Raw genomic sequence first — 26,148 nt, 5'->3', positions numbered from 1 at the left:
CTTCGGATGCTGATATCCATCGGCCCGACTTAGACGCAAACAAGGACGCCTCCTCCGCAGCCTGCGGACCGGAAAGCGTCCTTGTTCTTTACCGGGCCGAATGCGGCCCGGCGATTTGATCCGGTCGGCTCAGATGGTCCATTGGTCGTGAACGATCCCGACCAGGGCGTAATCGCCGCCGTCCATCTTCTCGAAAACCAACCGAAGGCTGCGCCAATCCATGCCTTCCAGGCTCTTGTCGATCCCCGCTATGTGGAATTCCACAAACGAATAGTGCTCAGGCGGATACACTTCGCTCAGGTTGCTCTTCGTGTTGCCCGTCTTCTGCACCTCATTGACGGAAAGCTTGCCCTTCGTCAGGAAATCGGCGTCATAGACGAATTTCTTGTGATACTCCGCATAGCTCAGTCGGATGTCTTCGCCTGACCCGTCATATTGGCCCCAGAGCCGCTTGGTTGAGTCTTTCTTCAGCCCGGCCAGCTCTTCCCGCTTGATCACTTGGTCCTTATCGGGTTGAACCGATGCATACGGGGAGAACCGTACTCCCTTGTCCGGATGGACCCAGGCGGCCACCTGCTCCAGATCGCCGGCTTTCAGCGCGCGCAGCACAGTCGTTGCCGCTTCCCGGGCGGTAGGCGGCTGGCCTTCCACCGGCGGTTCCTCCGGCGTGACCGCGGTTGCAACAGGGGACGCGGATGCGGACGGCGTACCGGCAGGGGCAGCAGTCGGGGCTGCGCTCTGCGGCGATGCCGAAGCGATGGGCGAAACGGAAGGCGACCCGTTCGGCGCGGAAGCCGAAGGCGAGACACTGGGTGAAGAAGCCGACGGCGCCGAGCTGCAGGCGGCAAGCAGCAGGACGGCCAGGATTCCGGCGGGGAAGATCATGCGGCTGCGATTCATGTTCTCTTCTCCTCTCATACGGTCTTACCCTCTAGACGTGACTGGACGCCGATAGGTTGCTGCCGCATGAACGAATCTCTTGGCTGTCTACCGTCAACCGGCGCGGAGGAGAGGCGCTTTCCCTGGCCCAAAGGAGCAGGCGGGCAAAATTTTTGACATAGCGGGACGCGGAAAACTGTTCCCTGATCCGTTTTTCCGCTGCATTTACGATGTTCGTCCGCAGCCTCCGGTTCTGCATCAGCTCCCGCGCTTCTCCGACGGCCTTGCCGATATCCCCCCGTTCGTAGAACTTCCCCGTGACATTGTGCCGCAGCATCCTCCGAATCCCGTCCGAATCGGTAGCGAGCACCGGGCAGAGGCAGAGCATCGCTTCGGCGACGGCATACCCGAATCCCTCCATGATCGACGTCGAGCACAACAGCCCGCCGGAATCTCCGATCAGCGAAAAATAATCGGCCATCAGCTCATGCGGCGTATTGGAATGGCGGATCAGCCGCCCCTGCAGCGACAGCTCCCGGATCATCTGCTCGAATGCATCCTTCTCGCCCGGCTCGCTGAGCGTGTCGTCATCGAACATCCAAAGGTACAACTGCGGATAATGGCGAAGCAGCCCAGCGCCGATCTGCAGGAATTCGCGCCAGTTCTTGTTCTTCTCCAGACGGCCGACCCAGCCCAGGATGGGATAGGGCTTCGGAGGATAGGCTTCGTAGCCGAAATGTTCCGTATCCAGCGGATCGTCAAAGCAAAACTGCGGAATATCGGCAAACATCGACGACATCAGCTCTTTGAGGTGGTTGGTATCGGGATAGAGCAGCCCGTCGGCGTATGCACGGATGCGGCCGGCAAAGCTCGCCAAGATCGTTTTCGCCGTCTCCAGGGTGCCGAGCCCCTGCACCTCATAGATCAGCTTGCCGTCAAAATCCGAGGCTCCCACCTTTTCCAGCAGGTGAACATCCGTACACACGACCACAAGGTCATACCGTTCCCGTTCGATCAGACCTCGGATTCCGGAGTCGTTGCCGATGACGAAGGTCCGGATGCCCTTGATGTTCCGCCGGCCTTTCCCGTCGACCGTGTAGAGCAGGTGGCATTCATGCCCGGCTTGGTTCAGGGCCTTGCTGCGAATGCGGTTCAGGGTCTCCATCCCGCCGCTTGGATTGTAGAACGTAAATAATATTTTCATAAGATCACTCTTCGGCATATCGATTTTTGACCAATTGAAGCAAGGCCTGGGTGCGAAACAACTCGTTGTAGAGCGTGCTTCTCTCGGGATATCCGCCGGTGTACCGGTATTGGATTTCGCTGTGGTCATCCGTGAAAAAATTCGAAAGAACCGCAGGATCGGCCTTGGCCAGGAGCTCCATAAGGATTTCCAGCTCCATCACATCCGTCATGGGCTTCGGTCCTAAGATCATCGTATGCGGAGTGCGCAGCAGTTGGACGGCATACAGCAGGGCGCTGCGTTCCCTCACCCCCGGAAACCAGACGAATTCCGTAGCCGGATGCGAAATGGCCGACAACCGCTCCGTGACCCGCCGGTCCTCCGTTAAATCGAGAATGCTGCACTGGTAGTTGCTGAAGGCTTGTTCGTACAGGCATTCGATTCGCCGTTCCGTGGATTCGTCGGCATTCTCGAGGGGAACCAAAACCGTCAGCAGCGGATCGATTCTGCGGCGCATGCGGGCCTGATGGCGGACCAAGTGGAATTTGTACCGCCATTGCCGATGCTGTTGGGTGGATTGAAGCGAGGCGGACACGCTGAAGGCCGAATTCACCCGGTACTCCATTAATTCCACCGGAATGAACTTAATCTCGCAGTGCTCCGTCAACCGCAGCCAATAATCGTAATCCTCGACCGGAACCATCCCATAGCCGTCGATCATGCGGGCGTATTTGGCTTTATACATGAAGGAGACGCCGATGATGGACGAATCGAGGAGCTTTTCCTTCGGTTGGGCCTGGTAATTGCGTTGAGCGGCCAATGCGGCTTCATCGTGGAGCGCCCGACCGGCGTCGTCGATGGACCGAAAGGAGCTGTAGACGAGCCCCAATTCATCCGGACCCTTGAGCAAGGCTTTTCGCAGCGTCTCGAAAAAGAACGGGTAGTAGATATTGTCGCTGGAAACCCAGGTTAAGTATTCCATTCGATTACTCTTCATTAAAATTTGGAATCCCCTGTTCAGCGCGTTGGCGACGCCTCGATTGCTTTCCAGAAGGAGCACTTCGACCCGGGGGTCATTCCGGGCGTACAAGCGAACCAGCGCTTCCATTTCCGGAGCTCCGTCGATGACGACGATCAGCTTGAAGGCGGGAAAGGTTTGGTTCAGCACGGAGTCGATCGCCGCTTTCAGGTACTCCGGCTTCTGTTTGTATACAGGCATGACTACTCCCAAGTCAACCAATGCCGTCATCTCCCTTTCGGGCAAAGATGATGTCAGTGTATGGATAACGGGCAGAATTGCTTGTGCAGCTACCCGGTGGTCCGGGTACCCCCAAACAAAAAAAACTCAGTGCAGGCACTGAGCCAAAGAGGGAGAAGGTTCTATATCGACAATCCGCTGGTCGGCGTCAATTCGGACTGCAGAACACGCTGCTCGGTGACGAGATTCCCGAATTCGTCCAGGCCGTACGTGGATACCGCCACCTGGGTCAAGGTTGCCGTTATGCTGTACTGCACCTCGTACGAGACATTCCCGGCGATGAAGAACGAGCGGATATCGGCGGACCCGGCGGGCAACGAAAATCCCGTTACATACAGCGGAGCGAGCGTCAAGGTAGAGATCGGCACGCCGAACACCTCAATGACCACCGTTGCACTCGCCGGCCCCAGGTTCCGCGAGCTGACGACAATATTGCTCGCCGCGGTTCCCGTCGCTCTCGTGTTCGTAATCAAGCCGGTGGTATAGGAAGGCATTTCTCTTTCACCCCCTCTCTTTCTATCAAAGTATTCATTCCGGCAAGGAAGTATCCGGTCACCTTCTCCCTGCGATAAGCCTGTTTCTGCCGGAACGGGCCAACGTTTAGGAGACTCGGCTTTCGGCGAAATATACTAATCCAACAGCCAAGAAAGAGAGGGATGGACTTGACCAATTTTAACTTCCAGGTTACCCCGACAGGCCCGCCGAAGAACGAACCCAGCGTGGCCGTCAACCTGCTTATCCCCGGGATCATGGTGGCGGTGTCGACCGACAGCTCCTCCGGCGTTCCCCAAACGGGACTTTACCGATCGCTGGACGGCGGCTTCAGTTGGTCGAATACCCTGCTGCCGCTGCCGCCCGGCTTTACCGGTGCGGAAGCCGCGACGGTCTCGTACGGGTTTCCGAGCACCTTCGTGGTCAGCGCCCACGTTTTTCCAGGTGCATCGGACGGGACGGCCGTCTTCTATATCTCGACCGACAACGGAGTCACCTTCAGCCCCCCTGTCATCGTAGCGCTCGGGTTCGGCACGTACATCAATAACGATGAGACCAATATCACCATCGACACGGGTCAATCCAGTCCTTATTTGGGCAACATTTACTTGTCATACAACCATCAATATAACGTAGCCAATGGCGGCAATTCCACCGCCTTTTTGCAGCGTTCCACCGATAATGGAGTGACCTGGAACCCGACGATCCTGCTGTCCAGCGAGTCGGAACAGGTGGAACGTCCCGACGTTACCGTCGATTTAACGGGCATTGTCTACGCGGCCTGGGTTACCGTCAACCCGAGCTACCGCTACGTCATCAGGCGCTCGCTTGATGGCGGCGCAACCTTTGAAGCCCCCGTTCAGGTCTCCGCCGTCGTACCGGTTCCCACCGTCTTGCCGGTTGCCGGGTATGCCTTCCGGGTGCTGACCTTCGCCGCCATTGCCACCGACCGGTCCGTCGGCCCCGCTACCGGCAACGTCTATGCGGTATGGCAGGATAACCGCCAGGGCTACGCGGACATCTTCATGTCCATCTCGACAGACCAAGGCATTCATTGGAGCGCGCCGGTCAGCATTACGGGTGCGCCGGCGGGCTCGCAGAACTTCTTTCCCGCTATCGACGTGGACCCGCTCACAGGCGTTGTCAATATTATTTACTACAGCAACCAAGTCGACGGCTTTAATCTGGACGTCTACGTGGCACGCTCCATCAACGCCGGAGCGAGCTTCACGAACACGCGAATCACGAACACTTCGTTCAATCCGAACGGCAGCAGTCCGGTTCCCGTTCCCCTCATCGGCGATTACATCGACATCATGAGCGTGCCGCCGGGCGGGTACATCGGCGTATGGATGGACACGTCTCCGGGCTCGCAAACCATCTTCGCCGGGTATTCCGATATCGTGATTCCGTGAGGTTTGGGGTTCGGATAAAATCGAAGCGGCCGTATCCCCATGGATAGGGATACGGCCGCAGGACATTTTCGGGCAGCGGGCCTCTTGGTCAGTCGGATACGGCGGTAAAATTGAAGCTTTCCGGTCCCACCCGAGTCGTTCCCAGAACCGTCACCGATACGAAGACCGTATAGGCGACGTTTGCCGTGTTCGGCGCGTTGAAATCCGAACCGGCGAAGGAGATCAATTGGGGCCCGAGGATGCTGAGGTCGAGGTTCTGCGAAGCCGAGAAGACCAGGACGCCCGAGGTCGTGAGTCCGCGGTAGACCGTCACGGTGACGTTGGTGGCCACGGGAAGCAAGGGCAATTGGATCGCCACGACTCCCATGAACTCCACATGGGTGAGATTGGCCGTTCCGCCCGACAAGTCCAACGTCTGCTGGGCGATCAATTCGGGCGTGTTGATGGCGGCGATCGGAATGGCAATGGAGTTGGCAAAGCTGGCATTCTGCGATGTCTTTGAATCCAAGAATCTGGCAGCCATAGTCTATTTCCCCTCCTTAACTCTACTCTATGAAGCGATCGGTGAACCGGCTTGGACCAATCGTCCCGCCGATCCGTCCATTCATCGCCGCCGCTTGCCTTCCCCGCCGAAAAAGATCAGAATGGGAAGGTAGCTGCGATATCCGCATAAAAGGAGGAAGCAACCCGATGTACAAGATTGTGCTGATTCGGCATGGAGAGAGCGAATACAACCAGAAAAATTTGTTCACGGGCTGGAGCGACCCGGACTTGACGGACAAGGGCATCCAGGAAGCCCATGAAGCGGCCCGGCTTCTGAAGGAGGCCGGATATACCTTCGACCTCGCCTTCGCATCCGTCTTGAAGCGGTCCATCAAGACGCTGAACCTCGTGCTGGAGGATCTCGATCTCCTGTGGATTCCCGTGGAGAAGTCCTGGAAGCTGAACGAGCGGCATTACGGCGCGCTTCAAGGGCTCAGCAAGTCCGATACGGCGCTCCAATACGGCGAGGATCAGTTGAAGCTCTGGCGGCGCAGCCTGTCGGTCAAGCCTCCGCTGCTGACCCCCGACGATCCGCGCTACACGCTGAAGGACAAGCGCTACAAGGATATTCCTCCGGAAGAGATTCCGCATGGAGAGAGCCTGGAGGACACCGTTCATCGGGTCGGCGAATTCTGGCGGGAGCGGATAGTGCCGCTTGTGATGAAGAAGGACCAGGTTCTGATCTCCGCCCACGGCAATACGCTGCGCGCCCTCGTCAAGTATATGGAGGATCTGCCCGAAACGGATCTGATGAACCTCAACATCCCCACCGGGATTCCCCTGGTCTACGAGCTGGACGACGAAGTCAAGCCCATCCGCCGCTTCTACCTGGGCGATGCGGAGAAGATAGCCCGGAAGGCAAGCGAAGTCGCCAATCAGGGAAAAGTGAACGAATAAGCCGATTGGCCTTGGCCGAGCCCGCTCGGACCAGGGCTTTTTACTTCGAAGAGCCACAAAGCAAGAAGAGCGGACGAGCCGGGGAAATCATCCCCTGACCTGTCCGCTCTTCTCCGATTCACCCCATCGTCCTCCCGGGGCCGCTAAATCCGTTACATCTTAAAGGTATCGACGTACTGCTTCAGCCGCTCGGTGCTGTCGAGGTTGGAGTCGGCGTTCTCCTGCAGCCGGTTGGCATGCTCCAGGATATCGCCCGTCTGGCCGCTGATCTCCTCGATGGCGCCCGCGCTGTCGACGATCCGCTTGGCTACGCCGTCGGTACGGGAGGCCACCTCGTTCGCCGCCGCGCTGATCTCCTCCGAGGTGGCGGACAGCTCCAGGATCACCTGGTGGATGCTTTCCGCATCCTCCCGGTACAGCTCGCAATGCTGAACCAGCTTCTCGTATCCTGCGAGAACATCCTGTTCGATGAAGGCCATGATCCCCTGCGACGACCGCACCATGGCATCGATGGCCTGCGTCACCTCTTCGGTCAGGCGGCGAATGCTGTCCGCCGTCGCAGTGGAGCTGTCGGACAGCTTGCGGATCTCGCCCGCTACCACGGCGAAGCCGCGTCCGGCCTCGCCCGCCCGGGCGCTCTCGATGGCCGCGTTCAGGGAGAGCAGGTTGATCTGCCCGGAGATCTGTGAGACGGCGCCGCTCAGCAGGCGAATCTCCTCCGCCTTCGCCGCCTCTCCGATAGCCCGCTGCATATGGCTGCGGGCTTGTTCGTACATCTCGCGGGTGCGCGTGATCGAGCTGAGCGAATCCTCCTGCAGGAGCCGGGCCCGTTCGCTCGCCTCGCTCGACCTCAACGCGCCCTGCTCCGTGCGCTTGGCGATGGAGCCGACCGCTTCGTCCACCTGCTCCAGCGTAGCGGCGATCTGCTCGGTCGATCCGGCGACATAGTCCATGACCTCCGCGAGGCGCTGCGTTTTGTCGTTGGTTTCCCGCGTGCCGGCTTGAACCTCGCCGGCGATTTGATTCACCTGCCGGGCATTGCCGGCGAGCCGCTCCGTACTCAGCTGTGCCGCCTGAATAAAGTGACGGACCTGCTCGGTCAACTGATTCAGGGTGCGGGCCACCAGACCGATCTCGTCCTTGGTGCGCACCGCGATCGGTTGAATCTCAAACCTCCCGCGCTCGTCCTGGCGAATGGAGCGGACGATATCAAAGAGCGGCCGGGAAATACGCGCGCTGAGCCACAGGCCGACCAGCGCAACCACCAGGAAGCTCCCGCCGACGAAGATCAACGTCGCGTATAACCCGAGCCGAAAGTCCTGCTCAAGCCGCACATCCTTGGCAGCGATCGAGGCCTCGATATCATCCACATAGTTCCCCGTGCTGATCACCCAGTCATAGGGAGCGTAATACCGGGAGTAGGCTCGCTTCGGTTGAATCTGCGAGCCGCCGTTCTCGCCGGGCTTGCTCCAGAGGTAGTCGGTAAAGCCGCCTTGATCGTTCGTCTTGGCGGCTTCGATGAGATTCTTGATCAGCTCGTTGCCCTGCGAATCCTGGATGGTCAGCCGATTCTTCCCTTCGTCCTGCGGGCTCATCGGATGCGCGATCAGGACCCCGTCCGCCCGGTCGATCCAGAAGTAGCCGGTGCTGCCGTAACGCAGGCTCTTGACGGCATCCGCCGCCGCTTGCCGAGCCTCGTCCGGACGGAGGCGATTGTCCGTCTCCTGGCGGTGATAATAGTCGACCAGCGCATAGGCGCTGTCCACCTCGCAGTGAATCAATTTATCATACTGCTCGTACAATTCTTCCCGATAGCTGGTCAGTTCCTGATGATGGCTGATTTTCAGCGTCAGGGCATTGTACCCGCCAAACAGCCCGGCGAGGGCCAGGCTGCTGACCAGAAAAGCAAACAGAATTTTGTTGCGGATCTTGCGCATGGTTTTCTTCCCCATTCCGTAGGTGTCTTTTGTATCTGTCTACACCGGCAATGGGTCCATTATAAAAAAGGAATTAGGCCTTTGGTAGGTCTATTCAGAAATATTTACCTCGGAATTGGTTGTTTATGACTATTTCATGTCAAAATTTTCGACATAATTCGAGCATCACACCAACGTTCGCGTTATCCCGCCGTCTTCAGATGGCCCGCGCTACCTCGTTGGCTTCGGCCACGGCATTCAGCGCCCTGCGCGCCCGAACCGCGTCCCCGATCACGTGGCACGGAATCCGCTGCTCGGCGCAATACGCCGCAACGCTCCCGAAATCCCGCGACCTGGCCCCGATCGCCACGACCACGGAATCGCACGGATATTCTTGAAGCCGCCCCCCGTGTTCAACCACAACGGCATGCTCCTTGATTTCCACGCACTTGGCATCGGTCAAGGTCTTCACCCCGTACGCCGCCAGATTCTTCATCACGCAGATCGAGCGCAGCTGGCCCAAGTCCTTGGCGACCTGGTCCAGCATCTCCACGACCAGAACCTCGGAGGCTTGCCCGTGCACATGCTCGGCGACCTCCAGCCCGACCAGCCCGCCGCCGACAATGACGACCTTGCCGGATACGACCGCTTTGCCGGACAGCACGTCATGGGAGTTGGTCACGAGCGGCAGGTCGCTGCCGGGAACCCTCAACGCCATCGGGGCGGAGCCGACGGCAACGATGACCTGGTCCGGCTGCAGCTCGGCGATCAGCTCGGCGGTGACCGGCGTCCCGAGCCGAACCTCGATGCCTTCCCGGATCGCCTGCTGCCCCATGGCGACGGCGGCCGCCTTCATTTCTTCCTTGCGCGGCGCTTCGCCGGCCAGGGCAAACTGTCCGCCGAGCGCCTCGGAAGCCTCGCAGACGATCGGCCGATGACCGCGGCGCTTCAAGACCAACGCGGCTTCAAGCCCTGCGATTCCGCCGCCTGCGATCAGCACCTTCTGCGGAGTCTCGGCTTGCGTAAGCCGGTATTCCGCCTCTCGGCCCAAAGCCGGGTTTCTCAAGCAGGTAATAAACGGCATCTCCGTCGAGACGAAGCCGTCGTAGCAGCCCTGATTGCAGCCGACGCAGCGGACGATGCTCTCTTCCCTTCCCGATTGCGCTTTGTTGCAGAACTCCGGATCGGCGAGCTGGCCGCGGCCGATGACGACCATGTCCGCTTGGCCGCTCGCCAGGATCGCCTCCGCCTGGGCGGGATCGTTGATGCGCCCGACGGCTACGGTGAGCATGCCGGTTTCCTGCTTGATCCGCGCGGCATTGGCGACGTTGAAGCCCCGCGGCAGATCGATCGGGGGGACCTCGTAGATGATGGCGGAGGAGGAGAAGTTCCCGCGGGACACATCGAGCACATCCACCCCGGCCGCTTGGGCCATTTTGCAGAACCCGATGACCTCTTCGATGGTCAAGCCGCCCTCCAGCTCATCGTCATGGGCGTCGATCCGCATGAACAAAGGCATGTCCTCGGGAACATTCCGCCGGATGGCCTCGATGCATTCGATCAGGAAGCGCGCCCGGTTCTCCAAGCTTCCTCCGTATTCATCCGTTCTCCGGTTGAAGAACGGGCTGAGGAAGGAGTGCGGGGTATAATTGTGGCCGGCATGAAACTCCACGGTGTCGAAGCCTGCCTCGACCGCGCGTCGAGCCGCTTCTCCAAAGGCGCGCACCGCTTCTTGAATCGTCTCCTTCGTTGCTCCGGGGATGGTATGCTCCGTTCCCGCTATCGGAACGGGGCTCGGCATCACGATCATCTGCTCAGGATCGCTTGCGACCGCCATGCCGCCGAGCCACAGCTGAACGCCCGCTTTTCCTCCCGCCGCATGGATCGCATCCGCCAGCTGCCTCAGACCGGGAATATAGTTATCGTCGGAAATCGCCAGGAACTTTTTGGGGGACGCGAGGTTGTAGACGGAGCAGACCTCCGTGAACGTCAAGCCGCAGCCGCCCTCGGCCCGCGCGGCCAGGTAATCGATCAATTGCGGGGTGACGAACCGGTCCTCCGTAGCCATTTTCGTTCCCATCGCCGGAAGCATAACCCGGTTCTTGATTTCCATTCCTCTGATGTTTAAAGGACTAAACAGTGCATCGAACGCCATACTTTTTCTCCTCCTCAGATTCCCAACCGACCGGCATACGTAACGTTTTTCACATGATGAGCCGGAAAAGCGCCTGTCGCGGCCTTCTCTTCCACTATAATCGAGCTCAGATTTTCAATCAATGTGTTTAAAACAAAATGTTTGAACTCTTTGAGAACAGTTGGCGGGGAACGAAAAAAGCCGTGGCGTTCTTTCAATGGAGGAATCCAAAATAGCGCTCGATCCGCAAACGGAGCTCGAACAGGCGTCGGGCCTGGACGTGATTATCCTTGGGCCTTCAGCGAGTCCAGCAGCAGTCGGAGATAGGCGATTCGTTCCGTGCGCTCGCCGAGCGGAATGTCGCCCATGTATTCGATGCCGTCATACTCCGTCGGATAATTGACAGCCGACATGAAAATCACATATTTGTACCGCTTGCTGATCGCGTCGCCAACCAGGATCTCGTCCAGCAGCTCGGACAACCGCAGGCCTACCTCGGCGGAGATGCCCACGATCTTCCTCGACACTTCATCGGTGTCGGCCAGCCGCTTCGCATCTCTCAAAATGACCATATTGCCGGGAAAACGCTGCGAGTACTCCATGATTTCATTGGCCGCCAAGATCAATTTCTCTTCACAGCCGAGGTCGTCGCTGCTTAAGATGGCGGATACGGTCAGGGTGTTCTCGATATAAAATTCCTTCACCAGCCTCAGCATCTCTTCCTTGGACCGGAAGTAATAATTGATGGCGCTGACGTTGACCTGGGCTTCCTTGGCGATGGCCCGTATGGAGATATCGCAGGTTTTGTTGACTCCCATCAAGTACAGAGCCCGGTCCAATATCCGTTCCTCTACGTTCTTGAGCTCTCTCATAAGCCACCTCTAACGCGGGATTTGGTGAATATCTATCATCAAAAAAAGCTCCCAACCTGCCGGAAGCAGATCGGAAGCTCTGTTGATGGAAGAAGTGCGGTCAAGAGGACTTGAACCTCCACGTCATTGCTGACACTAGAACCTGAATCTAGCGCGTCTGCCAATTCCGCCATGACCGCATATCATTTGCCGCTTCGCCAACCGCTCATTTCGTTCGATCGTCTCTTGCGGACAAAAAGTAATATACCACGATCGGTTTATCGGTGTCAAATCATTTTTTTGGAAAAGTCACTCGGCTTCTCTTGAACAGCCCTTTTGGATAAATCGTGAAAATCCTGCTGTAAGTTTCTTGCAATTGCCGACGGGATGGATTACAATGGAATTACCAATACGAACGGAGGTTCGCATCCATGGCCATGAACGCGATTGACCTTTCCCGTCCCTCTGTCCCCACCGCTTCGGAGCAGCAGTTGGTCAAGCATTACGTGCTCTTGCCCGTCTTGCTCACAATGCTCCAGCAGGATATCGATACCATCCGCGACTCCTCCGTTCGCATCAGCCTTCCGCATGTCGTCGTCATTCAGCGGATGATGGATTCGGTCCGCGAGGACCTCGCCCGCATCCGCGGCAAGCTGGGCCTGGCAGGCATCCGCATCTATTCGGAGGATAAGAACGCCGATGGCATCTCCTGCCGCTATGTTTGTCGGGGCTACCGGGAAACCTACCGAATTTCCCGGGCCGAGGTGAAGACCGAGATCGGTCTGCTGGCCGGCCGTTACGTCGAAGCCCGCTCGTCCTCCCAGGGCTGATACCGGTATTGACGGTCCAGCTTAAGAACCCGCTTGTTCAGCTTCTTAATCATCACGGTGTGGTCGTCCCACGCCATCACATACCCCTTCACATCGTTGGCCGGATCGGCGTCGCGCACAACCCGCACGCGGGTTCCCTCGAGCCGGTACCGGTCCAATTCTTCGTCGCTGATCAAGGGAGATCCGCTCCTTTCCTTGGCTGGTCCCTTCTATTCCATTATCGCTCATTCCGTGCCCTCCGCGCAATTTTGCGGAGGGCACCGCCGCATCTGCGGGGTAACTTTCGATATAGCCGTTCTGTCCGGCACTCGTCTGTTGACAAGAGCACCCCGGAATTTCTATACTGAAGGCATCCAACGATAAAGGGGAAATTTTGATGTCGGTGAACGTTCTTAACTGATGAATTTCATACCCGCCGAAGCTCGGCCGGGGCAATTCCGAAGGTTTCCATGGATGGCTGGGGTATAACCCGGTTCCGCCCTTCTGTTTCATTGCGCCCTGACGAACCTTGGCCTCAGTTAAGAACAGCAAACCCGCACCTTTCCCTGCTCTGACCGAAGAGACGGACCGTGCTGCTGCACGGTTTTTTGCGTTTCGTCGCGGGCTCTCCTTCCGAGGGCCCGGCTCTTCGGTCTCGTATCCCGCCAGGGACATGGGGTGACGCAGCTTGCGTTCTCCATGTCCTTTTTTGGCGTACCGTCGTATCCCCACTATGCCCAAGGAGGCTCATGATGAATCCCGAAACCCTGAACAAACTGGAATACCCCCGCCTCGTCGCCGAGCTGGAGGAGCTTGCCGTCACGTTCGCCGGCAAAGAACGCATCCGCCGACTGGAGCCGCTCGCCTCGGCCCGGCAAGCGTCCGACGCCATGGCGGAAACCGAGGAAGCGGCATCCATCCTCGACCGCAGCTCCGGACTTCCCCTGCCTTCGATGCAGGGGTTGGATAAACCGCTGTCGCTGATCGGCAAGGGCTATATCCTCGGTCTGGACGATCTGTCCCAGATCGCCTTATTCCTGCGCGGCGTCGGCCAATGGAAGCGGTACATGCTGCAGCGGGAGGACCTCGCGCCGCGAATCGGCGCTTATGCCCGCTCGCTCTATGAGCTGAAGCCCCTTCTGGAGGAGCTGGAAGGCTCGATTCAGTTCGGCCGGCTGACCGATTCGGCCAGTCCCGAGCTCGCCCGGGTCCGCCGCAAGCTGCGCGCTGAGGAGGACCGGCTGAAGCGGCGGCTCGATGCGCTGATGAACAGATACCGCTCCCTGCTGCAGGAGCCGCTCGTCGGCCAACGCGGCGGACGGTATGTCCTGCCGATCAAGAAGGAGCACCGCCGCCAGGTGGCCGGGACCGTGCTGGACGAATCCTCCAGCGGACAGACCGTCTATATCGAGCCGGCGGAGCTTGCGCCGATTCAGAGCGAGCTGTCTGCGCTGCAGGCGGAGGAATCGGTCGAGGAGGACCGCATCCGCAGCTTGCTGACCGGCTCCGTGGAAGCGGTCGAGACGGAAATCCGGCTCGATGTCGAAGGCATCGCGCATTACGATTTTCTCTTCGCCAAGGCCAAGTACGCCCGCCGGACGGGCGGGAGCCGGGTGGCGTTGAATGAGGAAGGGCGCATCCGGCTCGTTCAGGCCGTGCACCCCTTCCTGCAAGGAACCCCCGTCCCCCTCGACCTGTCCATCGGGGACGGCTACCGGGCGCTCGTCATCACCGGCCCGAACACGGGCGGCAAGACGGTGACGCTCAAGACGGTCGGCCTGCTTACGCTGATGGCGCAATCCGGGCTGCTCGTGCCCGCTTCGGCGGACAGCGAGCTATCCCTCTTCCGCGGCGTCGAGGCGGACATCGGCGACAATCAGAGCCTGGACGAGTCGCTCAGCACCTTCTCCGCGCACATGCGGCATATCCTCCGCATGCTGCGGACGGCCGACGAGCGCACGCTCATCCTGCTCGATGAGCTGGCGGCGGGGACAGACCCCGGCGAAGGCGTAGGCTTGTCCATCGCCGTGCTGGAGGAACTGTCCCGCCGGCGGGCGGTTATCCTCGCCAATACCCACTTCGGCGAGATCAAGACCTTCGCCGCCGAGACACCGGGCTTTCAAAATGCGCGGATGGAATTCGATCCCGAGACGCTGCGTCCGCTGTACCGGCTAACCATCGGGGAGGCCGGTCACAGCTACGCCTTCCAGATTGCCGGCAGGCTGGGCATGCCCGCAGCGATCCTGGAGCGGGCGAAGGAGCTGTCGTCGGCAAGAGGCCAGCTGCAGCCGGGAGCCGGGATGAGCGCTCCGGCGGCGGAAGCGGAAGCCGCCTCTGCGCAGCCGACGCAGGCCGCCGCCCATGCCGCTCGGGCGGCTGAAGGCGCCCAAACCGGCTCGGCAGCGGACGGCGCTTCCGGGGCGAAAGCAGCTTCAGCGCCCCCCTCCGCCCGATCCAAGCCGGCGCGCCCGAATAAGCCTGGAGACCCATCCGGCGGCGATAAGCCGGATAGCGGCACCACGGCCGGACCGGAGTGGAAGATCGGCGACCGGGTGTTCATTCCGCATCTTCGGCAGTCCGGCGTGGTCTATCGGACGGCCGACGAGCGGGGCAATCTGCTGCTGCTCGTGAAGAAGGAAAAGCTGCTGGTCAATGCCAAGCGACTCAAGCCCTTCATCGACCGCAAGCATCTGTACCCGGACAACTACGATATGGACATCGTGTTCGAATCCAAGGATGACCGCAAAAAGCGGAATCAGATGAAAAAACACCACGTCGAAGGGCTGACTATTGAAACAAAGGAAGAAAATTGGAAGAAGCTGCATTAACCAACCCAAAAAGCAAAGGGGCGATTCAACCCATGCCAGCCAATCCGTCGCCGCCAGGCGGCCAAAATTCAGACGACTTTGCGAAGACAAGGGTCCTTCGGTCTGAACGTCCGGACGATTACCACGCCATTAACGAGATGACCGTGGAAGCCTTTCAGCATCATCCTTATTGCAACGAGGGGGCGCTGACGGCGCTCCTCCGCTCGAGACCGGGCTACCGGCCCGACCTGTCGCTCGTAGCGGAATACCGGGGAACCTTGATCGGGCATGCCCTCTTCACTCCGCTGACGATTCGGCTGGGTGGGGAGGATCTGCCCGCCGTGCTGCTTGCACCGCTGACCGTCCATCCTGACTTCCAGAAGCGCGGAGTAGGCAGCCAGCTGGTGAAGGAAGGCCACCGGCGGGCGGCGGCTATGGGGTTCCGCTTCTCTTTTCTGACCGGGCATCCGGAATATTACCCCCGCCTCGGGTACGTCCCGGGCATGTTCGGCGCCCAATGGAAGCACATTCCCGTTGATCGGCTTCCCCGCGTCCCGCTTCCCCCGCTGGAAGAGCGCCGGGTGCAAGCAAACGATCTTCCCGACCTCGTCCGGCTCTGGGAACGCTGGCACGAAGACGCCGAGTTCGTCCGCAGACCGGAACCGTCGATTACGGACTGGATCAGCGCCAACCCCCGCATCGCTTCGGTGACGGTAAGCCGAGAGGGCCGGCTGATCGGGTATCTCCGCTACGCCAAGCAGCAGCCTTGGCGGGTCTTCGCCTTCCTGGCCGAGAGCCGGGAGAGCGCCGCCCTGCTGCTCGCCCTGCTCGCCGACCGTCTCCCGGCCGGAACCGAGCGGCTGGAGCTGGCCCTCCCGCCGGGCGAGCTGCCGCTTATGCCCATCGCCGGCGAGGATGCGAACGAGCGCTGGTCGGCGGCCATGATCTGCCCGCTGGCCGAGGGCGACTCTTTCCTCTTAAGCCGGATGGACGGGATTGCGGAGGGGCGGATTCATCCCGGCCCTCTCGTCTGGCCCCCCGAATTCGAGGGCGAGGAATAGTTTTCCGCTTCCTCCACTCTCTCTTGCAAATGCCAAAAAAAACCGGAGCTCCGCGGCTCCGGTTTTTGGGTTGTGCTATTTGATCGGCTTCTTGGGGCGAAAGCCGCCTCAGCCGACATGCTCCTTGGTGTCGTTCGTCTCGTACCAGCAATCCAACACCTTGCCGGACATGACCTTCTCTTGGACATATTCGGCTTGGCGGACGGAAAATTGCGTCTGCCAGGCGATGTCGAGCTCCTCGCAGAGCTTAACGATGGTCAGAAGCTCCGACCAGGCGACATAGCGTTTGTACCAAAAAAACTGGGGGTGTTCAATCATATAGGGATACAGATCGTCGAAATCCGTGTGCTTGCAGTCAAGAGCCCGTTCGAAGTGCACCTTCGCGTCAGCCAGCTTCTCCAGCATATAATCGTCCGAAAACCGTTCGCTCCCCACGTGCGTGCCTCCTCTCTCTATGAAGCTTCCCCTTATTATAATGCAAAATACATATGGGGGAAAGGGCTCATTTGCCGCCTTAGTCCTCCATGACGATATTCCCGGGCTCGAGCCGCAAAATTTTCACAAGCGAATCGAGGCGAACGCCCAGCTCGCGAATCGTCCGCGCTCCTTTTTGAAAATCCTTTTCCACCGCCACGCCAAACCCGGCGATATCGGCCCCCGATTTGGCAATAATGCGAATAATTCCGCGTGCCGCATCCCCGTTGGCGATGATGTCGTCGATCACGAGAACTCGGTCCTGCTCCGTCAGGAAGGACTTCGGAATCATAATATCCGTCACGATTCCCTTCGTAAAAGACGGGATGCGCTCGCAATAGCTGTCCGAATCCGTAGTCAGGGTCTTCTTCCGCCGGGCGAAGACCATCGGAACGCCCAGCTCATAAGCCGTCGCAAAGGCGATCGGAATGCCGGAGGACTCGATGGTGACGACCTTCGTCACCCGTTCCTCCCGGTAGCGGCGGGCAAATTCCTTCCCCATCTCCATGATGAGCTGCGGGTCCACCTGGTGATTGAGCACCGCGTCCAGCTTGAGCACATCGTTCGACACCACCACGCCCTCCCGGCGGATTCGTTCCTTCAGCAGCTCCATCGGTCATTTCCTCCCGTGCGCACCGTCCGCCGTCAACGCGGCGTTCCGGAATTCATTTGCTCTCTATCATAGCAGACTATTGACCCGCTGATAAGGGCGAGTTCCCGCCATTCTCCACGCTAACGGCCCCCTTCCAGAATCAGGAACAAAAAAAGAACAAAATCGCAACTTTTTCCTAGCCTATTTGGTCTATAATAGAGGGGAGACAGATAGAGAGATAGAGAGCTGGAAAGGAACTGGATTCTCATGAAACGCAAGATGAAACGGACGCTGACCGGGCTATTGGTCCTGCTGCTGGCCGTCGCCGTCGGGTTCCTGTCCGGCTACGCCGCAAGTCCCGGCACCTTACACAAAAACCGTCAAGCCCTCGGCGCGAACGGCTCGGCCGCATCGAATCTCCACGGCGCTGCCAAAGCCGGAGAGACCGCCAAGAAAAGCTCGGAGCCGGCCAGCAACGAGCCGGTTGCCTATACTCCCGAACATCCGGCCTTAATGGCCCTCACCCTGAACGACACGACCAAGGAAGTCAAGTCCCGCTACGGCCAGCCCTACAGCCAATATGTGCTGGAGGACGACTCCGATCCGGTAACGGTCTATGATTATTCCCAATTCTCCGTCGGCTTCGACAAAAGCGGCCGGGTCCGCTTCGTGGAAATCAGCGGAAACGCCGCAGACCCCGGTCTCGGCGGCGTGCGCATCGGCGAATCCGGAGCGAAGGCGCTGAAGGTGCTCGGGTCGCCCGACACCAATACCGGCTATGTGCTCACCTATTCCACCGACGATACAGTGCTCAAGCTGGATATCGACCCGGATTCGGACACCATCGAATCGATCAAGCTGTTCACCCGACAGGATCTGTAACAATCCCGATCTTACCCGTTATTCCCTGTTCTACGAATCCAGCCCGGCCGCGTTCTCCCATCGGGGGAAACCGCAGCCGGGCTATTGACGTTGCTCATAGTTTTGTCCCATGGGACATACCTTGGTAACAAGGAATGGAACGGGAAGGGTGTGCTGCAGCTTGCGCAAATACGGACAAATCCTCCAGGTGGCCTTCACCTATGTCGGCACGGTGGTCGGCGCCGGTTTTGCCTCCGGGCAGGAAATCCTGCAATTCTTCACCCGTTACGGCTGGCCCGCCGCGATCTCCATCGCGCTGGCCTCCTTGCTCTTCATCTGGCTCGGCACCAAGCTGATGCTGCTCGCCCGGGATACCGGTTCGGCATCCCTGGAGGACTTGAACCGCTATCTGCTGGGATCCCGTCTCGGCCGAATCTTCAGCCTGTTCCAGCTCGCCGTGCTGCTCGGCACCTCCACCGTGATGATCGCCGGCGCCGGATCGCTGTTCCAGGAGCAGTTCGGCTTTCACTACCGGACCGGTATTCTGCTCACCCTGTTCCTCGGCTACGCTGTGCTCCGCAAGGGGATGGGCGGAATCGTCCGCGTCAACTCCTTCGTGGTGCCGTTCATGCTTCTGTTCGTGCTGCTCGTCTTCCTCGGCACTCGGCCGCTTCCCACCGCAGGCAACTGGCTCGTGCTGCCGAACGAATATCCGCCGCTGAAGGCCGCCCTCGCTCCTCTGCTCTACGCGGCCTTCAATCTGTCGACGGCCCAAGCGGTGCTCGTCCCGCTCGGCACGGCGTTCAAGGACCGCGGGGTGCTCGTACGGGGCGGCGTGCTCGGAGGGCTGTTGGTCGGCCTGATGCTGCTCGCGGGTCATATCGCCCTGGCCGCCCGGATGCCGGATATCCGTCAATACGAGATTCCCATGGCGCAGCTTGTGGGTTCGTTCGGCCCCTGGGTTGCGCTCGTCTATACCGTCGTGATCTTCGGCGAGATCTTCACGACGTTCGTCGCCGGCCTGTTCGGGCTGGCGCTGCAGCTGCGGCAGCATATCCGCCTCTCCGACCGGCTCGTCCTCCTCCTGCTGCTCGCGATCTGCTGTGCCGGAGCGCAGGTCGGCTTCAGTTCGCTCTTGTCGCTGCTATACCCGCTGTTCGGCGCCCTCAGCATCGGTTGGATCGGCCTCCTGATCCGCCGCCGCAGCATTCCGCTCTAACCCGAGGGTGAGCAGGAGCCGGGCATACAGGAAGAGGAAGCTCAGCAGAAACATCGCGAAGCCGCACAGCAAGTAGCCGACGTGGTAGTCGGGAAACAAGCTGCGATCGCGCAGGACGGCGATGACATCCACCAGGAGGAACAAGAATGCAAAAGCGGCCGGAAACAGCAGCAGGTAGTCCGCGACCGTCCAGCGCAGCAGACGCCTCCGCCCTTCTTCGCGGTTTCGAAGCCGCAGCCTCCGCTTCCCTTCCGCATCGGGACTCCGCGTCAGGAAGAAACGGGCGGTCAGCACCGCCAGAACGATGAAAAATACGGCGACGATTCCGCCCAGTATGGCTAATGTGAGAAACATGGATTTCCTCCTCAAATGAAATTCGTGCTCCCCGCTTAATTAAGCAAGGCATAAAGCAGCGCCCCCATGAGCGCGGCTGCGGCGGCCGGTGCAAGCAGCAGCGCGGACAGAACGGCTTTCGGGGGCAGCGGCGCAGCCGACCAGCACCGGCCGATCAGCCGCTCGGCGGCCGGAAGCCTTCCCGTTCCGGCCGGTTCCGAATCGGCCGCATTCTTTCCCGGGATCGGCTCCCCCTGGGGGGGAACCTGGATTTTGCCGGTTTTTCGCCCGATGTGATAGGTAATTTCCCGGGCAACCGGCGGTTTGCGAGGCGACTGCATCTCGGATCGCTTCCTCCTCGGTCAGTTGGAGCTTCGGTTACACCTTCATACTAGCCAAGGTTGGGGCCGGTGGCAACGGTTCTTTTGATTGCGCAGCAAAATCCGGTTATAATCTCTGCATAACGGAGCGTTTCCGATCGAACGGAACGGGTCGGAGCGATGAGGAGGGGAGATTCGAATCATGAAGAGAACGGCTCTGATCACCGGCGGCGGCCAAGGGATCGGCAGGGCCCTCGCCATCAAATTCGCGGAGGACGGGTACGCCGTCTCGCTCTGCGACGTGGACAAAGACGCGGGGCTTGAAGTCGTCAAGCACATCCGCAGCTTCGGCGGCACAGCGATGTTCCTGCGCGCCGATGTCGCCTTCGAAGAGGACGTGCTCCGCTGGGTTCGATTGTCCGCGGAGGAATTCGGCCGGATCGACGCACTGATCAACAATGCCGGCATCAGCCGCAATGCGCCGTTCCTTGAGCTTTCGGCCGAGGACTTCGACCGGGTGCTCGGCGTGAACCTGCGGGGAACCTTCCTCTCCTCGCGGGAGGCCGCCAAGATCATGACCCGGACGGGCGGCGGCAGCATCGTCAACCTGTCCTCCACCCGCGCGCTCATGTCGGAGCCGGGCACGGAAGCCTATTCGGCCTCCAAGGGCGGCATCCTCGCCCTCACCCATGCCATGGCGGTGAGCCTGGGACCGCTCGGCATCCGCGTCAACGCCGTAAGCCCGGGCTGGATCGAGACCGGCGATTGGCAGCTCTCGTCGCGGGCAACGGTTCCCCGGCACAGCGAACGGGACCGGCTGCAGCACCCGGTCGGGCGGGTCGGCGTTCCCTACGATATCGCCGACCTCTGCCTCTACCTTTGCTCCGGCCAAGCCGGCTTTATCACCGGCCAGAACCTCGTGGTCGACGGCGGCATGACCGTCAAGATGATCTACGAGGAATAGCGACCGCGATCTCGATAGCAAAGCCTCCCGACTCAGACGGCAAGACTGGCGTCCGAATCGGGAGGCTTTTGGTTTGTCCGGAAGAGGCTGTCGGCCGTCAAGGAGAGACCGGCGGGTTCCCGGCGTCGCCGGGAGCGCCGCTGACCGCTGCGCGGGCGGTCTCGGCCGACGGCTCGGCTTCGCTTCCTTCCGGCTCGACGGCGTAGTGCTCGTAGACCTTGACGAGCTGCTTGATAACGCGGGTGAGCGAATACGCCCGCTTGGCTTTCTCCTGCCCGGCGCGGGCCAGGTTGTAGCGGAAGGACGGATCGAGGATCAGCTTCTCCAGCGCGTAGGCCAGCGCATGCGCATCGTTGACCGGAACGAGCAGGCCGTTGCGTCCGTTCTCGATCTGCTCCGGAATGCCGCCGACCTCCGTGCCGACGACGGCAAGCAGGCAGAGCGCCGCTTCCGCGAAGACGTTGCCGAAGGCTTCCGCCCGCGAGGGCAGGACGAAGATATCGAAGAACGGCATGAATTCCTCGGGATGCAGCATGTAGCCGTAGAAGATCGTGTCCTCGTACAGGTTCAGCTCGACCGCCAGCTGTTCCAGCTCCGGCCGGCTGGGCCCGTCTCCGATCAGGTGCAGGACGAAGGGCAGCCCCTTCTTCTTGAGGAGCGCGCAGGCCTCCAGCAGCACATCCAGTCCCTTGGCCGGAACGAGCCGGCAGACGGTGATGAGCTGCGCGACCGGGTTCTCGTGGGGGAACGGCCGGAACCGCCGCTCGTCGAATCCGTTCGGAATGACCCCGACGCGCTCCGGGTCCTGGACATAATCGCCCAGATAGCGGCGGAACGCGCTCGAGACGGTCAGAATCTGATCGGACCGCTCCTCCAGCTCCCGGTACAGCGACGTGAGGAAGGCGTGTTCCGGTCCGCCTTCGGCGATCCGGCCGTTCAGAATCAGCTCGCGCTCGTAGCTGGAGTGGATCGTCACCACGAGCGGAATATCCGGGAACGCCTCTTTCATCGCCAGCGCCGCAATCGGATGATGGGCATGAATGAGATCGAAGGAGGGCTTCAACCGCATCCGCGTCCACCACAAGTAGTCCTTGTAGGTTTGGATATATTTTTCAATGATCGGGTTTCCCGCATAGATCGTCCAATCGAAGGTGGCGAAGCCGACAGGGGCGGTTCCCTTGTTGCGGATTCGCTTGGGAAGGGAGAACAGTTCCATTTCCCAGCCTTTCTTCGCTGCGAACCGTTCCTGGATATAAGGAACCATGGATGATACCCCGCCCGGCTGTTCAGGCGGAAAAAACAACGCTTGCAAGATCTTCATGTCGGTTTCCCCCATTCCGCGTACATCTCCATTGTACCTTCCCGCGACCGGAGGGGAAAGGGCGGATTGCCGGGCGGCGGCGGATTTTCCGGGAATGGGGCGAAAGTTTGGCGGGGGGCTGGCAAAGCGGCGGGAATGCTGCTATACTGGTCACCAATCGAATCGAACGTACAAGAAGAGCTGTGAAGAGAAGAGTACCCGCGTGAAGACTGCGCTTGCCAGAGAGCCCCCGCCTGCTGAGAGGGGGCAGCGCGGACCGCGGGGAACATGGTCTCGGAGCTCGCGCACCGAGCCTCGCCGTATGCGAGGGGTAGGCTGCGCCGGAAGCTTGCGCCCGTTATCCGCGCTAGGGTATACCCGCATCCATTCATGCGGCGTACCCGATAAGGTCGGCTCTCGCGAGAGGCCGGTAAAATTGGGTGGTAACACGCAGGCTTTGGGCCTTCGTCCCTGGGATTTAACAATCCCATGGAGACGGAGGCCCTTTTTGGCGTCTTGGCCGGGATTCGCCATTTCACGCGAAAAAGGAGAATGCAGCATGACAATCTTTATCGGCGGCGCCTGGCCTTACGCCAACGGCCCGCTCCACCTCGGCCATCTGGCCAGCCTGCTTCCGGGCGACGTGCTCGCCCGCTACTACCGGATGAAGGGCGAGGATGTGCTCTATGTGTCGGGAAGCGACTGTCACGGCACTCCGATCGCCATCCGGGCGGAAAAAGAAGGCGTTCCGCCGGAGCGGATCGCCGACGCATACCACCGGGAGTTCGCCGACTGCTTCCAAAAGCTCGGCTTCAGCTACGACCTCTACACCCGAACCGACTCGGAGGAGCACCGCCGCTATGTGCAGGAGCTGTTCCTCCGACTGCTCGGCCACGGCTGGCTCGTTCCGCGGACGGTCGATCAGCTCTATTGCCCCGATTGCAGCAAGTTTCTGCCCGACCGCTACGTGGAGGGCCTCTGTCCGCGCTGCGGAGCCGCCGCCCGCGGCGATCAATGCGAGGCCTGCCAGACGGTGCTGGATGCGACCGATCTGCTGGAGCGCGCCTGCAAGCTCTGCGGCGCAGCTCCGGAAATTCGCCGGACGGAGCATTATTACCTTCGGCTCTCCGCCCTTCAGGAGGAGCTGGAGCGTTATGCCGCAGCCGCCGAAGGCTGGCGGGAGAATGCCGTCCAGCTGACGCAGCGCTACCTCGCCGAGGGACTGCCCGACCGGGCGGCTACCCGGGACCTTCCCTGGGGCATCGACGTGCCGGTTCCCGGCTTCGAGGGCAAGAAAATCTACGTCTGGATCGAGGCGGTGAGCGGCTATTGGACGGCAAGCCGCCAATGGGCGAAAGACAACGGGCGGGACTGGCAATCCTTCTGGAAAAAGGGCGGCGGGGTCCGGTCCTACTATGTACACGGAAAAGATAACATCCCGTTTCACTCCGTCATCCTGCCCGCCCTCCTGCTCGGAGCGGCTCGGCCGAACGATGAGTCGGCGGACATAGCTGCGGGAGCGGCGGCGGAAAAATCGTCCGCGGAAGCCGATGCCGAGAAAGCAGTGGAGTTGGCGGCGAAAGAGCGAGCGCCTCTATCGCCCGATTGGAGCGAGGACGATGAACTGCGGCTGCCCGACCGGATCGTCTCCGGGGAATACCTCACCCTGGAAGGCAAGAAAATCTCGACCAGCCGGGGCTGGGCCGTCTGGGTCCCGGACGTGCTGGAGCGCTACGAGCCGGATTCGCTTCGCTACTTCCTGCTGGCCAATTCGCCGGAAAAGCACGACGGCGACTTCAGCTGGCACGAGTTCATCCGCAGCCACAACGGGGAATTGGTGAACGCCTTCGGCAACTTCGTGCACCGTTCTCTGGTTTTCGTGGAAAAGGCCTACGGCGGCCGCGTACCGGAAGGAAAGCTGGACGAGGCGGTCCGAGAGGAAATCGAGGCTTTGTATGCGAGAGTAGGAGCCTCCATCGAAGACGCGGAGCTGAAGCGGGCGATCGAGGACATCTTCCGCTTCGTGCGCGGGGCGAACAAGTATTTCGATGAGCGGAAGCCCTGGAGCGAAGTGCGGAACGCCCCGGAGCATGCGGCGGATACGCTCTACACCTGCGTTCAGATCGCCGCCAACCTGGCGCGGCTGCTCGCTCCCTTCCTCCCCTTCGCCTGCGAGAAGCTGGAACGGTTCTGGACCCAACCCGCAGACGGCGAAAAAGCCCGCCCATCGGGCGGGCAAGCAGATTCGGCGGTTATTGGGCGGAGCGAGCCGGACCTTGCCGCGCCATGCTGGGCCTTCCGGGAAGTCCCGGCCGGCACGCCGTTCGGCGAGATTAAGCCGCTGTTCGCCCGAATCGATACTACCCGGATCGCCGAAGAGTCGGACCGGCTCAAAGCGGCCTTCGCGGCCGGAGCCGATCCGGCCTAAGGGCTATTTGATAAATACGCCGCCGAACGGGATCACCTCGCGCAGCACCCGCTTGACGAGTCCGTCGTTCGGATACTCGGCGGCGAGCTCGGCTTCGGTCGTTCCCGTTTGCAGCAGCACCATGCCGGAGCCGCGCAGCTCCCATTGGTAGTTCATGTGCTGGCTGGCCAGATGATTGCCGTACACGCACAAGTCGATCCGGGCGTTTTCGGGGTAAGCGACCAGGCAGCGGGCATCGACGAACACCGGCGAATCCGGGTCCAGCCGCATCTCGAACAGCGGCCCCCGCGAGAGGATGCCGAGCGCGCCGGAGCCGTTAAATTTCATTTTGACAAAATCCCGCGTGATCAGCATGTTCTTGACCTTAAGCAGCACGCTCTTCATGGAGACGCCTTCCTCGTAGAAGAGCACGCTGCGGATATCGAACAGCAGGTCCATCCCGTCCTCAAGCTGCAGCGTCTTCAGGTGATAGCCCGCGGGCAGCGAGAGAAGGAATTCGGAAGGACCGGACAGATCGGAGCGGATCAGCCGACGCTTGCGGTACATGCCCTTTAAATCCATGAACCGGTCCTCGCGCAGCGTCGGAGCGCCGCGAAACGCGACCAGGGCTTTCGGGCTTAGCAGATGCAGGAGTTCTCCCGTCTCCAATCGAATTCGGGCCCCGTTCCCGCCGTAGGCGTCCGCTCCTTCCGGTCCAAGGCCGGTCTGGCTCCACTGCATGTCCATTCCTCCTTTTAGCGGCGGCCAGTTCCGCGCATGCCTCCGCCGCCCCTTCGGAGAGCAAAGCGGGTAAACCGTCCGCCCAGGAATACCGCTGCGATCAACCCGGCCCCGGTGTACAGCGCGGTCCGCAGCCGGCGGTTCGCCCGCTGCTTCAGCTCATTGGTGTTCCTCAGCTCGTCCACGGCCGCCGCGAGCTTCCGGTTCTCCTCGGCCAAGGCCGCATTCTGCTCGGCAAGCTGCCGCTGCTCGGCGGTGAAGCGCTCGGCCGCTTCCTGCGCCTTGCGCGCGTTCTCCTCCGCCTGCAGCCGCGTGTCTTCCAGCTCCTGGCGCGTATCGTCGTACTGCTGCTGAATCTGCTGGTAGTTGTCCTGGAGCTTGTCCACTTCTCCCGGAAGCTGGAACAAGCTCTTGATCCGGCTGAAGGCGCCGGCCTGTGCGGGAGCGGCCGTTCCCGGAAGCGGGAGCAGCGACACCGCAAGCAGCAAAGCGGCCAAGGCGGTACTTCGGGCTATTCCTCTCATGCGCGTCTCCTCCCGTCCCGTCCGGAATGGCGCTGCCTGTGCCACGCCGCAGGGTCCGTTCTTTTTCTTACGTATATACGAATCTTTACCCGATTCGTTTCTTCCCGACAACGTTCAACAGTTGGCTTTCGTGGAAAGATGGTTTACGATAGGAACGCCCGATTCACC

25 protein-coding genes and 1 tRNA gene are annotated in these 26,148 nt (G+C 60.5%); 9 read left to right on the top strand and 17 right to left on the bottom strand.

Features of this window, described 5'->3' with window-relative positions; genetic code table 11:
• Positions 1-129 precede the first annotated feature (129 nt).
• The 4 genes from ACSEXS_RS05090 to ACSEXS_RS05075 all read right to left on the bottom strand — a co-directional run bounded on the left by ACSEXS_RS05090 (position 130) and on the right by ACSEXS_RS05075 (position 3,814).
• The gene (locus ACSEXS_RS05090; RefSeq protein WP_438432086.1) at positions 130-900 is read right to left on the bottom strand and encodes a hypothetical protein; all 771 of its coding nucleotides are present in this window, start codon (positions 898-900) and stop codon (positions 130-132) included.
• A 31-nt stretch (positions 901-931) separates the two neighbouring features.
• Entirely contained in the window at positions 932-2,083 is a 1,152-nt protein-coding gene (locus tag ACSEXS_RS05085) for a glycosyltransferase family 4 protein (RefSeq protein ID WP_438432085.1), read from the bottom strand.
• A gap of 4 nt (positions 2,084-2,087) precedes the next feature.
• Entirely contained in the window at positions 2,088-3,281 is a 1,194-nt protein-coding gene (locus ACSEXS_RS05080) for a glycosyltransferase family 2 protein (RefSeq protein ID WP_438432084.1), read from the bottom strand.
• A gap of 161 nt (positions 3,282-3,442) precedes the next feature.
• Positions 3,443-3,814 (bottom strand): hypothetical protein, encoded by a 372-nt coding sequence (locus ACSEXS_RS05075; RefSeq protein WP_438432083.1) that lies wholly within the window; start codon positions 3,812-3,814, stop codon positions 3,443-3,445.
• 168 nt (positions 3,815-3,982) lie between these two features.
• Here ACSEXS_RS05075 and ACSEXS_RS05070 point away from each other — a divergent pair, with 168 nt between their 5' ends.
• Complete coding sequence (locus tag ACSEXS_RS05070) at positions 3,983-5,227, top strand: sialidase family protein (RefSeq protein WP_438432082.1); 1,245 nt, start codon at positions 3,983-3,985, stop codon at positions 5,225-5,227.
• Between the two features lie 88 nt (positions 5,228-5,315).
• On the opposite strand, the gene ACSEXS_RS05065 is transcribed toward ACSEXS_RS05070, so the two are convergent.
• Positions 5,316-5,750 carry a hypothetical protein gene (locus tag ACSEXS_RS05065; RefSeq protein WP_438432081.1) on the bottom strand — a complete coding sequence of 145 codons (435 nt, stop codon included), beginning with the start codon at positions 5,748-5,750 and terminating at the stop codon, positions 5,316-5,318.
• A gap of 167 nt (positions 5,751-5,917) precedes the next feature.
• Here ACSEXS_RS05065 and gpmA point away from each other — a divergent pair, with 167 nt between their 5' ends.
• Positions 5,918-6,667: a 2,3-diphosphoglycerate-dependent phosphoglycerate mutase gene (gene gpmA, locus ACSEXS_RS05060; protein ID WP_438432080.1), complete on the top strand. Its 750-nt coding sequence runs from the start codon at positions 5,918-5,920 to the stop codon at positions 6,665-6,667.
• 152 nt (positions 6,668-6,819) lie between these two features.
• Here the strand turns inward: gpmA and ACSEXS_RS05055 are convergent, their stop codons facing one another.
• The 4 genes from ACSEXS_RS05055 to ACSEXS_RS05040 form a co-directional block, all read right to left on the bottom strand.
• Entirely contained in the window at positions 6,820-8,604 is a 1,785-nt protein-coding gene (locus ACSEXS_RS05055; RefSeq protein ID WP_438432079.1) for a methyl-accepting chemotaxis protein, read from the bottom strand.
• A 196-nt stretch (positions 8,605-8,800) separates the two neighbouring features.
• Positions 8,801-10,738: a bile acid Fe-S flavoenzyme BaiCD gene (gene baiCD / locus ACSEXS_RS05050; RefSeq protein ID WP_438432078.1), complete on the bottom strand. Its 1,938-nt coding sequence runs from the start codon at positions 10,736-10,738 to the stop codon at positions 8,801-8,803.
• Between the two features lie 263 nt (positions 10,739-11,001).
• Positions 11,002-11,589: a TetR family transcriptional regulator gene (locus tag ACSEXS_RS05045; protein WP_438432077.1), complete on the bottom strand. Its 588-nt coding sequence runs from the start codon at positions 11,587-11,589 to the stop codon at positions 11,002-11,004.
• A 95-nt stretch (positions 11,590-11,684) separates the two neighbouring features.
• Positions 11,685-11,768 (bottom strand) — tRNA-Leu (locus ACSEXS_RS05040).
• Positions 11,769-11,999: 231 nt separating this feature from the next.
• Here ACSEXS_RS05040 and ACSEXS_RS05035 point away from each other — a divergent pair.
• Entirely contained in the window at positions 12,000-12,398 is a 399-nt protein-coding gene (locus ACSEXS_RS05035; RefSeq protein WP_438432076.1) for a YhjD family protein, read from the top strand.
• Here the strand turns inward: ACSEXS_RS05035 and ACSEXS_RS05030 are convergent.
• A complete protein-coding gene (locus ACSEXS_RS05030) occupies positions 12,365-12,574 on the bottom strand; it encodes a hypothetical protein (protein WP_438432075.1) in 210 nt (69 codons plus the stop codon). The genes ACSEXS_RS05035 and ACSEXS_RS05030 overlap by 34 nt on opposite strands.
• A 555-nt stretch (positions 12,575-13,129) precedes the next feature.
• Between ACSEXS_RS05030 and ACSEXS_RS05025 the strand changes: the two genes are divergently transcribed.
• On the top strand, positions 13,130-15,205 hold the full coding sequence (locus tag ACSEXS_RS05025; RefSeq protein WP_438432074.1) for an endonuclease MutS2: 2,076 nt from the start codon (positions 13,130-13,132) through the stop codon (positions 15,203-15,205).
• Positions 15,206-15,237: 32 nt separating this feature from the next.
• A complete protein-coding gene (locus ACSEXS_RS05020) occupies positions 15,238-16,245 on the top strand; it encodes a GNAT family N-acetyltransferase (protein ID WP_438432073.1) in 1,008 nt (335 codons plus the stop codon).
• A 108-nt stretch (positions 16,246-16,353) separates the two neighbouring features.
• On the opposite strand, the gene ACSEXS_RS05015 is transcribed toward ACSEXS_RS05020, so the two are convergent.
• Both ACSEXS_RS05015 and ACSEXS_RS05010 read right to left on the bottom strand, forming a co-directional pair.
• Positions 16,354-16,650, bottom strand: coding sequence for a hypothetical protein (locus ACSEXS_RS05015; protein ID WP_438433089.1), 297 nt, complete (start codon positions 16,648-16,650; stop codon positions 16,354-16,356).
• 109 nt (positions 16,651-16,759) lie between these two features.
• Positions 16,760-17,332, bottom strand: coding sequence for a xanthine phosphoribosyltransferase (locus ACSEXS_RS05010; RefSeq protein WP_438432072.1), 573 nt, complete (start codon positions 17,330-17,332; stop codon positions 16,760-16,762).
• A 246-nt stretch (positions 17,333-17,578) separates the two neighbouring features.
• Here ACSEXS_RS05010 and ACSEXS_RS05005 point away from each other — a divergent pair, with 246 nt between their 5' ends.
• Positions 17,579-18,193 (top strand): hypothetical protein, encoded by a 615-nt coding sequence (locus tag ACSEXS_RS05005; protein WP_438432071.1) that lies wholly within the window; start codon positions 17,579-17,581, stop codon positions 18,191-18,193.
• Between the two features lie 160 nt (positions 18,194-18,353).
• Positions 18,354-19,391, top strand: coding sequence for a YkvI family membrane protein (locus ACSEXS_RS05000; protein WP_438432070.1), 1,038 nt, complete (start codon positions 18,354-18,356; stop codon positions 19,389-19,391).
• Here the strand turns inward: ACSEXS_RS05000 and ACSEXS_RS04995 are convergent.
• The gene (locus ACSEXS_RS04995; RefSeq protein ID WP_438432069.1) at positions 19,317-19,745 is read right to left on the bottom strand and encodes a hypothetical protein; all 429 of its coding nucleotides are present in this window, start codon (positions 19,743-19,745) and stop codon (positions 19,317-19,319) included. The genes ACSEXS_RS05000 and ACSEXS_RS04995 overlap by 75 nt on opposite strands.
• Before the next feature lie 35 nt (positions 19,746-19,780).
• A complete protein-coding gene (locus ACSEXS_RS04990) occupies positions 19,781-20,065 on the bottom strand; it encodes a hypothetical protein (RefSeq protein WP_438432068.1) in 285 nt (94 codons plus the stop codon).
• A gap of 181 nt (positions 20,066-20,246) precedes the next feature.
• Between ACSEXS_RS04990 and ACSEXS_RS04985 the strand changes: the two genes are divergently transcribed.
• Positions 20,247-21,008 carry a glucose 1-dehydrogenase gene (locus ACSEXS_RS04985; RefSeq protein ID WP_438432067.1) on the top strand — a complete coding sequence of 254 codons (762 nt, stop codon included), beginning with the start codon at positions 20,247-20,249 and terminating at the stop codon, positions 21,006-21,008.
• A gap of 97 nt (positions 21,009-21,105) precedes the next feature.
• Here ACSEXS_RS04985 and ACSEXS_RS04980 read toward each other — a convergent pair whose 3' ends face one another.
• A complete protein-coding gene (locus tag ACSEXS_RS04980) occupies positions 21,106-22,329 on the bottom strand; it encodes a glycosyltransferase family 4 protein (protein WP_438432066.1) in 1,224 nt (407 codons plus the stop codon).
• Between the two features lie 538 nt (positions 22,330-22,867).
• Between ACSEXS_RS04980 and ACSEXS_RS04975 the strand changes: the two genes are divergently transcribed.
• Positions 22,868-24,736 (top strand): methionine--tRNA ligase, encoded by a 1,869-nt coding sequence (locus ACSEXS_RS04975; protein ID WP_438432065.1) that lies wholly within the window; start codon positions 22,868-22,870, stop codon positions 24,734-24,736.
• Between the two features lie 3 nt (positions 24,737-24,739).
• On the opposite strand, the gene ACSEXS_RS04970 is transcribed toward ACSEXS_RS04975, so the two are convergent.
• The gene (locus ACSEXS_RS04970; protein ID WP_438432064.1) at positions 24,740-25,456 is read right to left on the bottom strand and encodes an AIM24 family protein; all 717 of its coding nucleotides are present in this window, start codon (positions 25,454-25,456) and stop codon (positions 24,740-24,742) included.
• 14 nt (positions 25,457-25,470) lie between these two features.
• Positions 25,471-25,980: a hypothetical protein gene (locus tag ACSEXS_RS04965; RefSeq protein ID WP_438432063.1), complete on the bottom strand. Its 510-nt coding sequence runs from the start codon at positions 25,978-25,980 to the stop codon at positions 25,471-25,473.
• Positions 25,981-26,148: the final 168 nt, after the last annotated feature.

The sequence above is a fragment of the Gorillibacterium terrae genome (assembly GCF_051594785.1).
GTDB lineage: Bacteria > Bacillota > Bacilli > Paenibacillales > NBRC-103111 > Gorillibacterium.
This window is presented reverse-complemented; position numbering and strand designations above follow the sequence as displayed.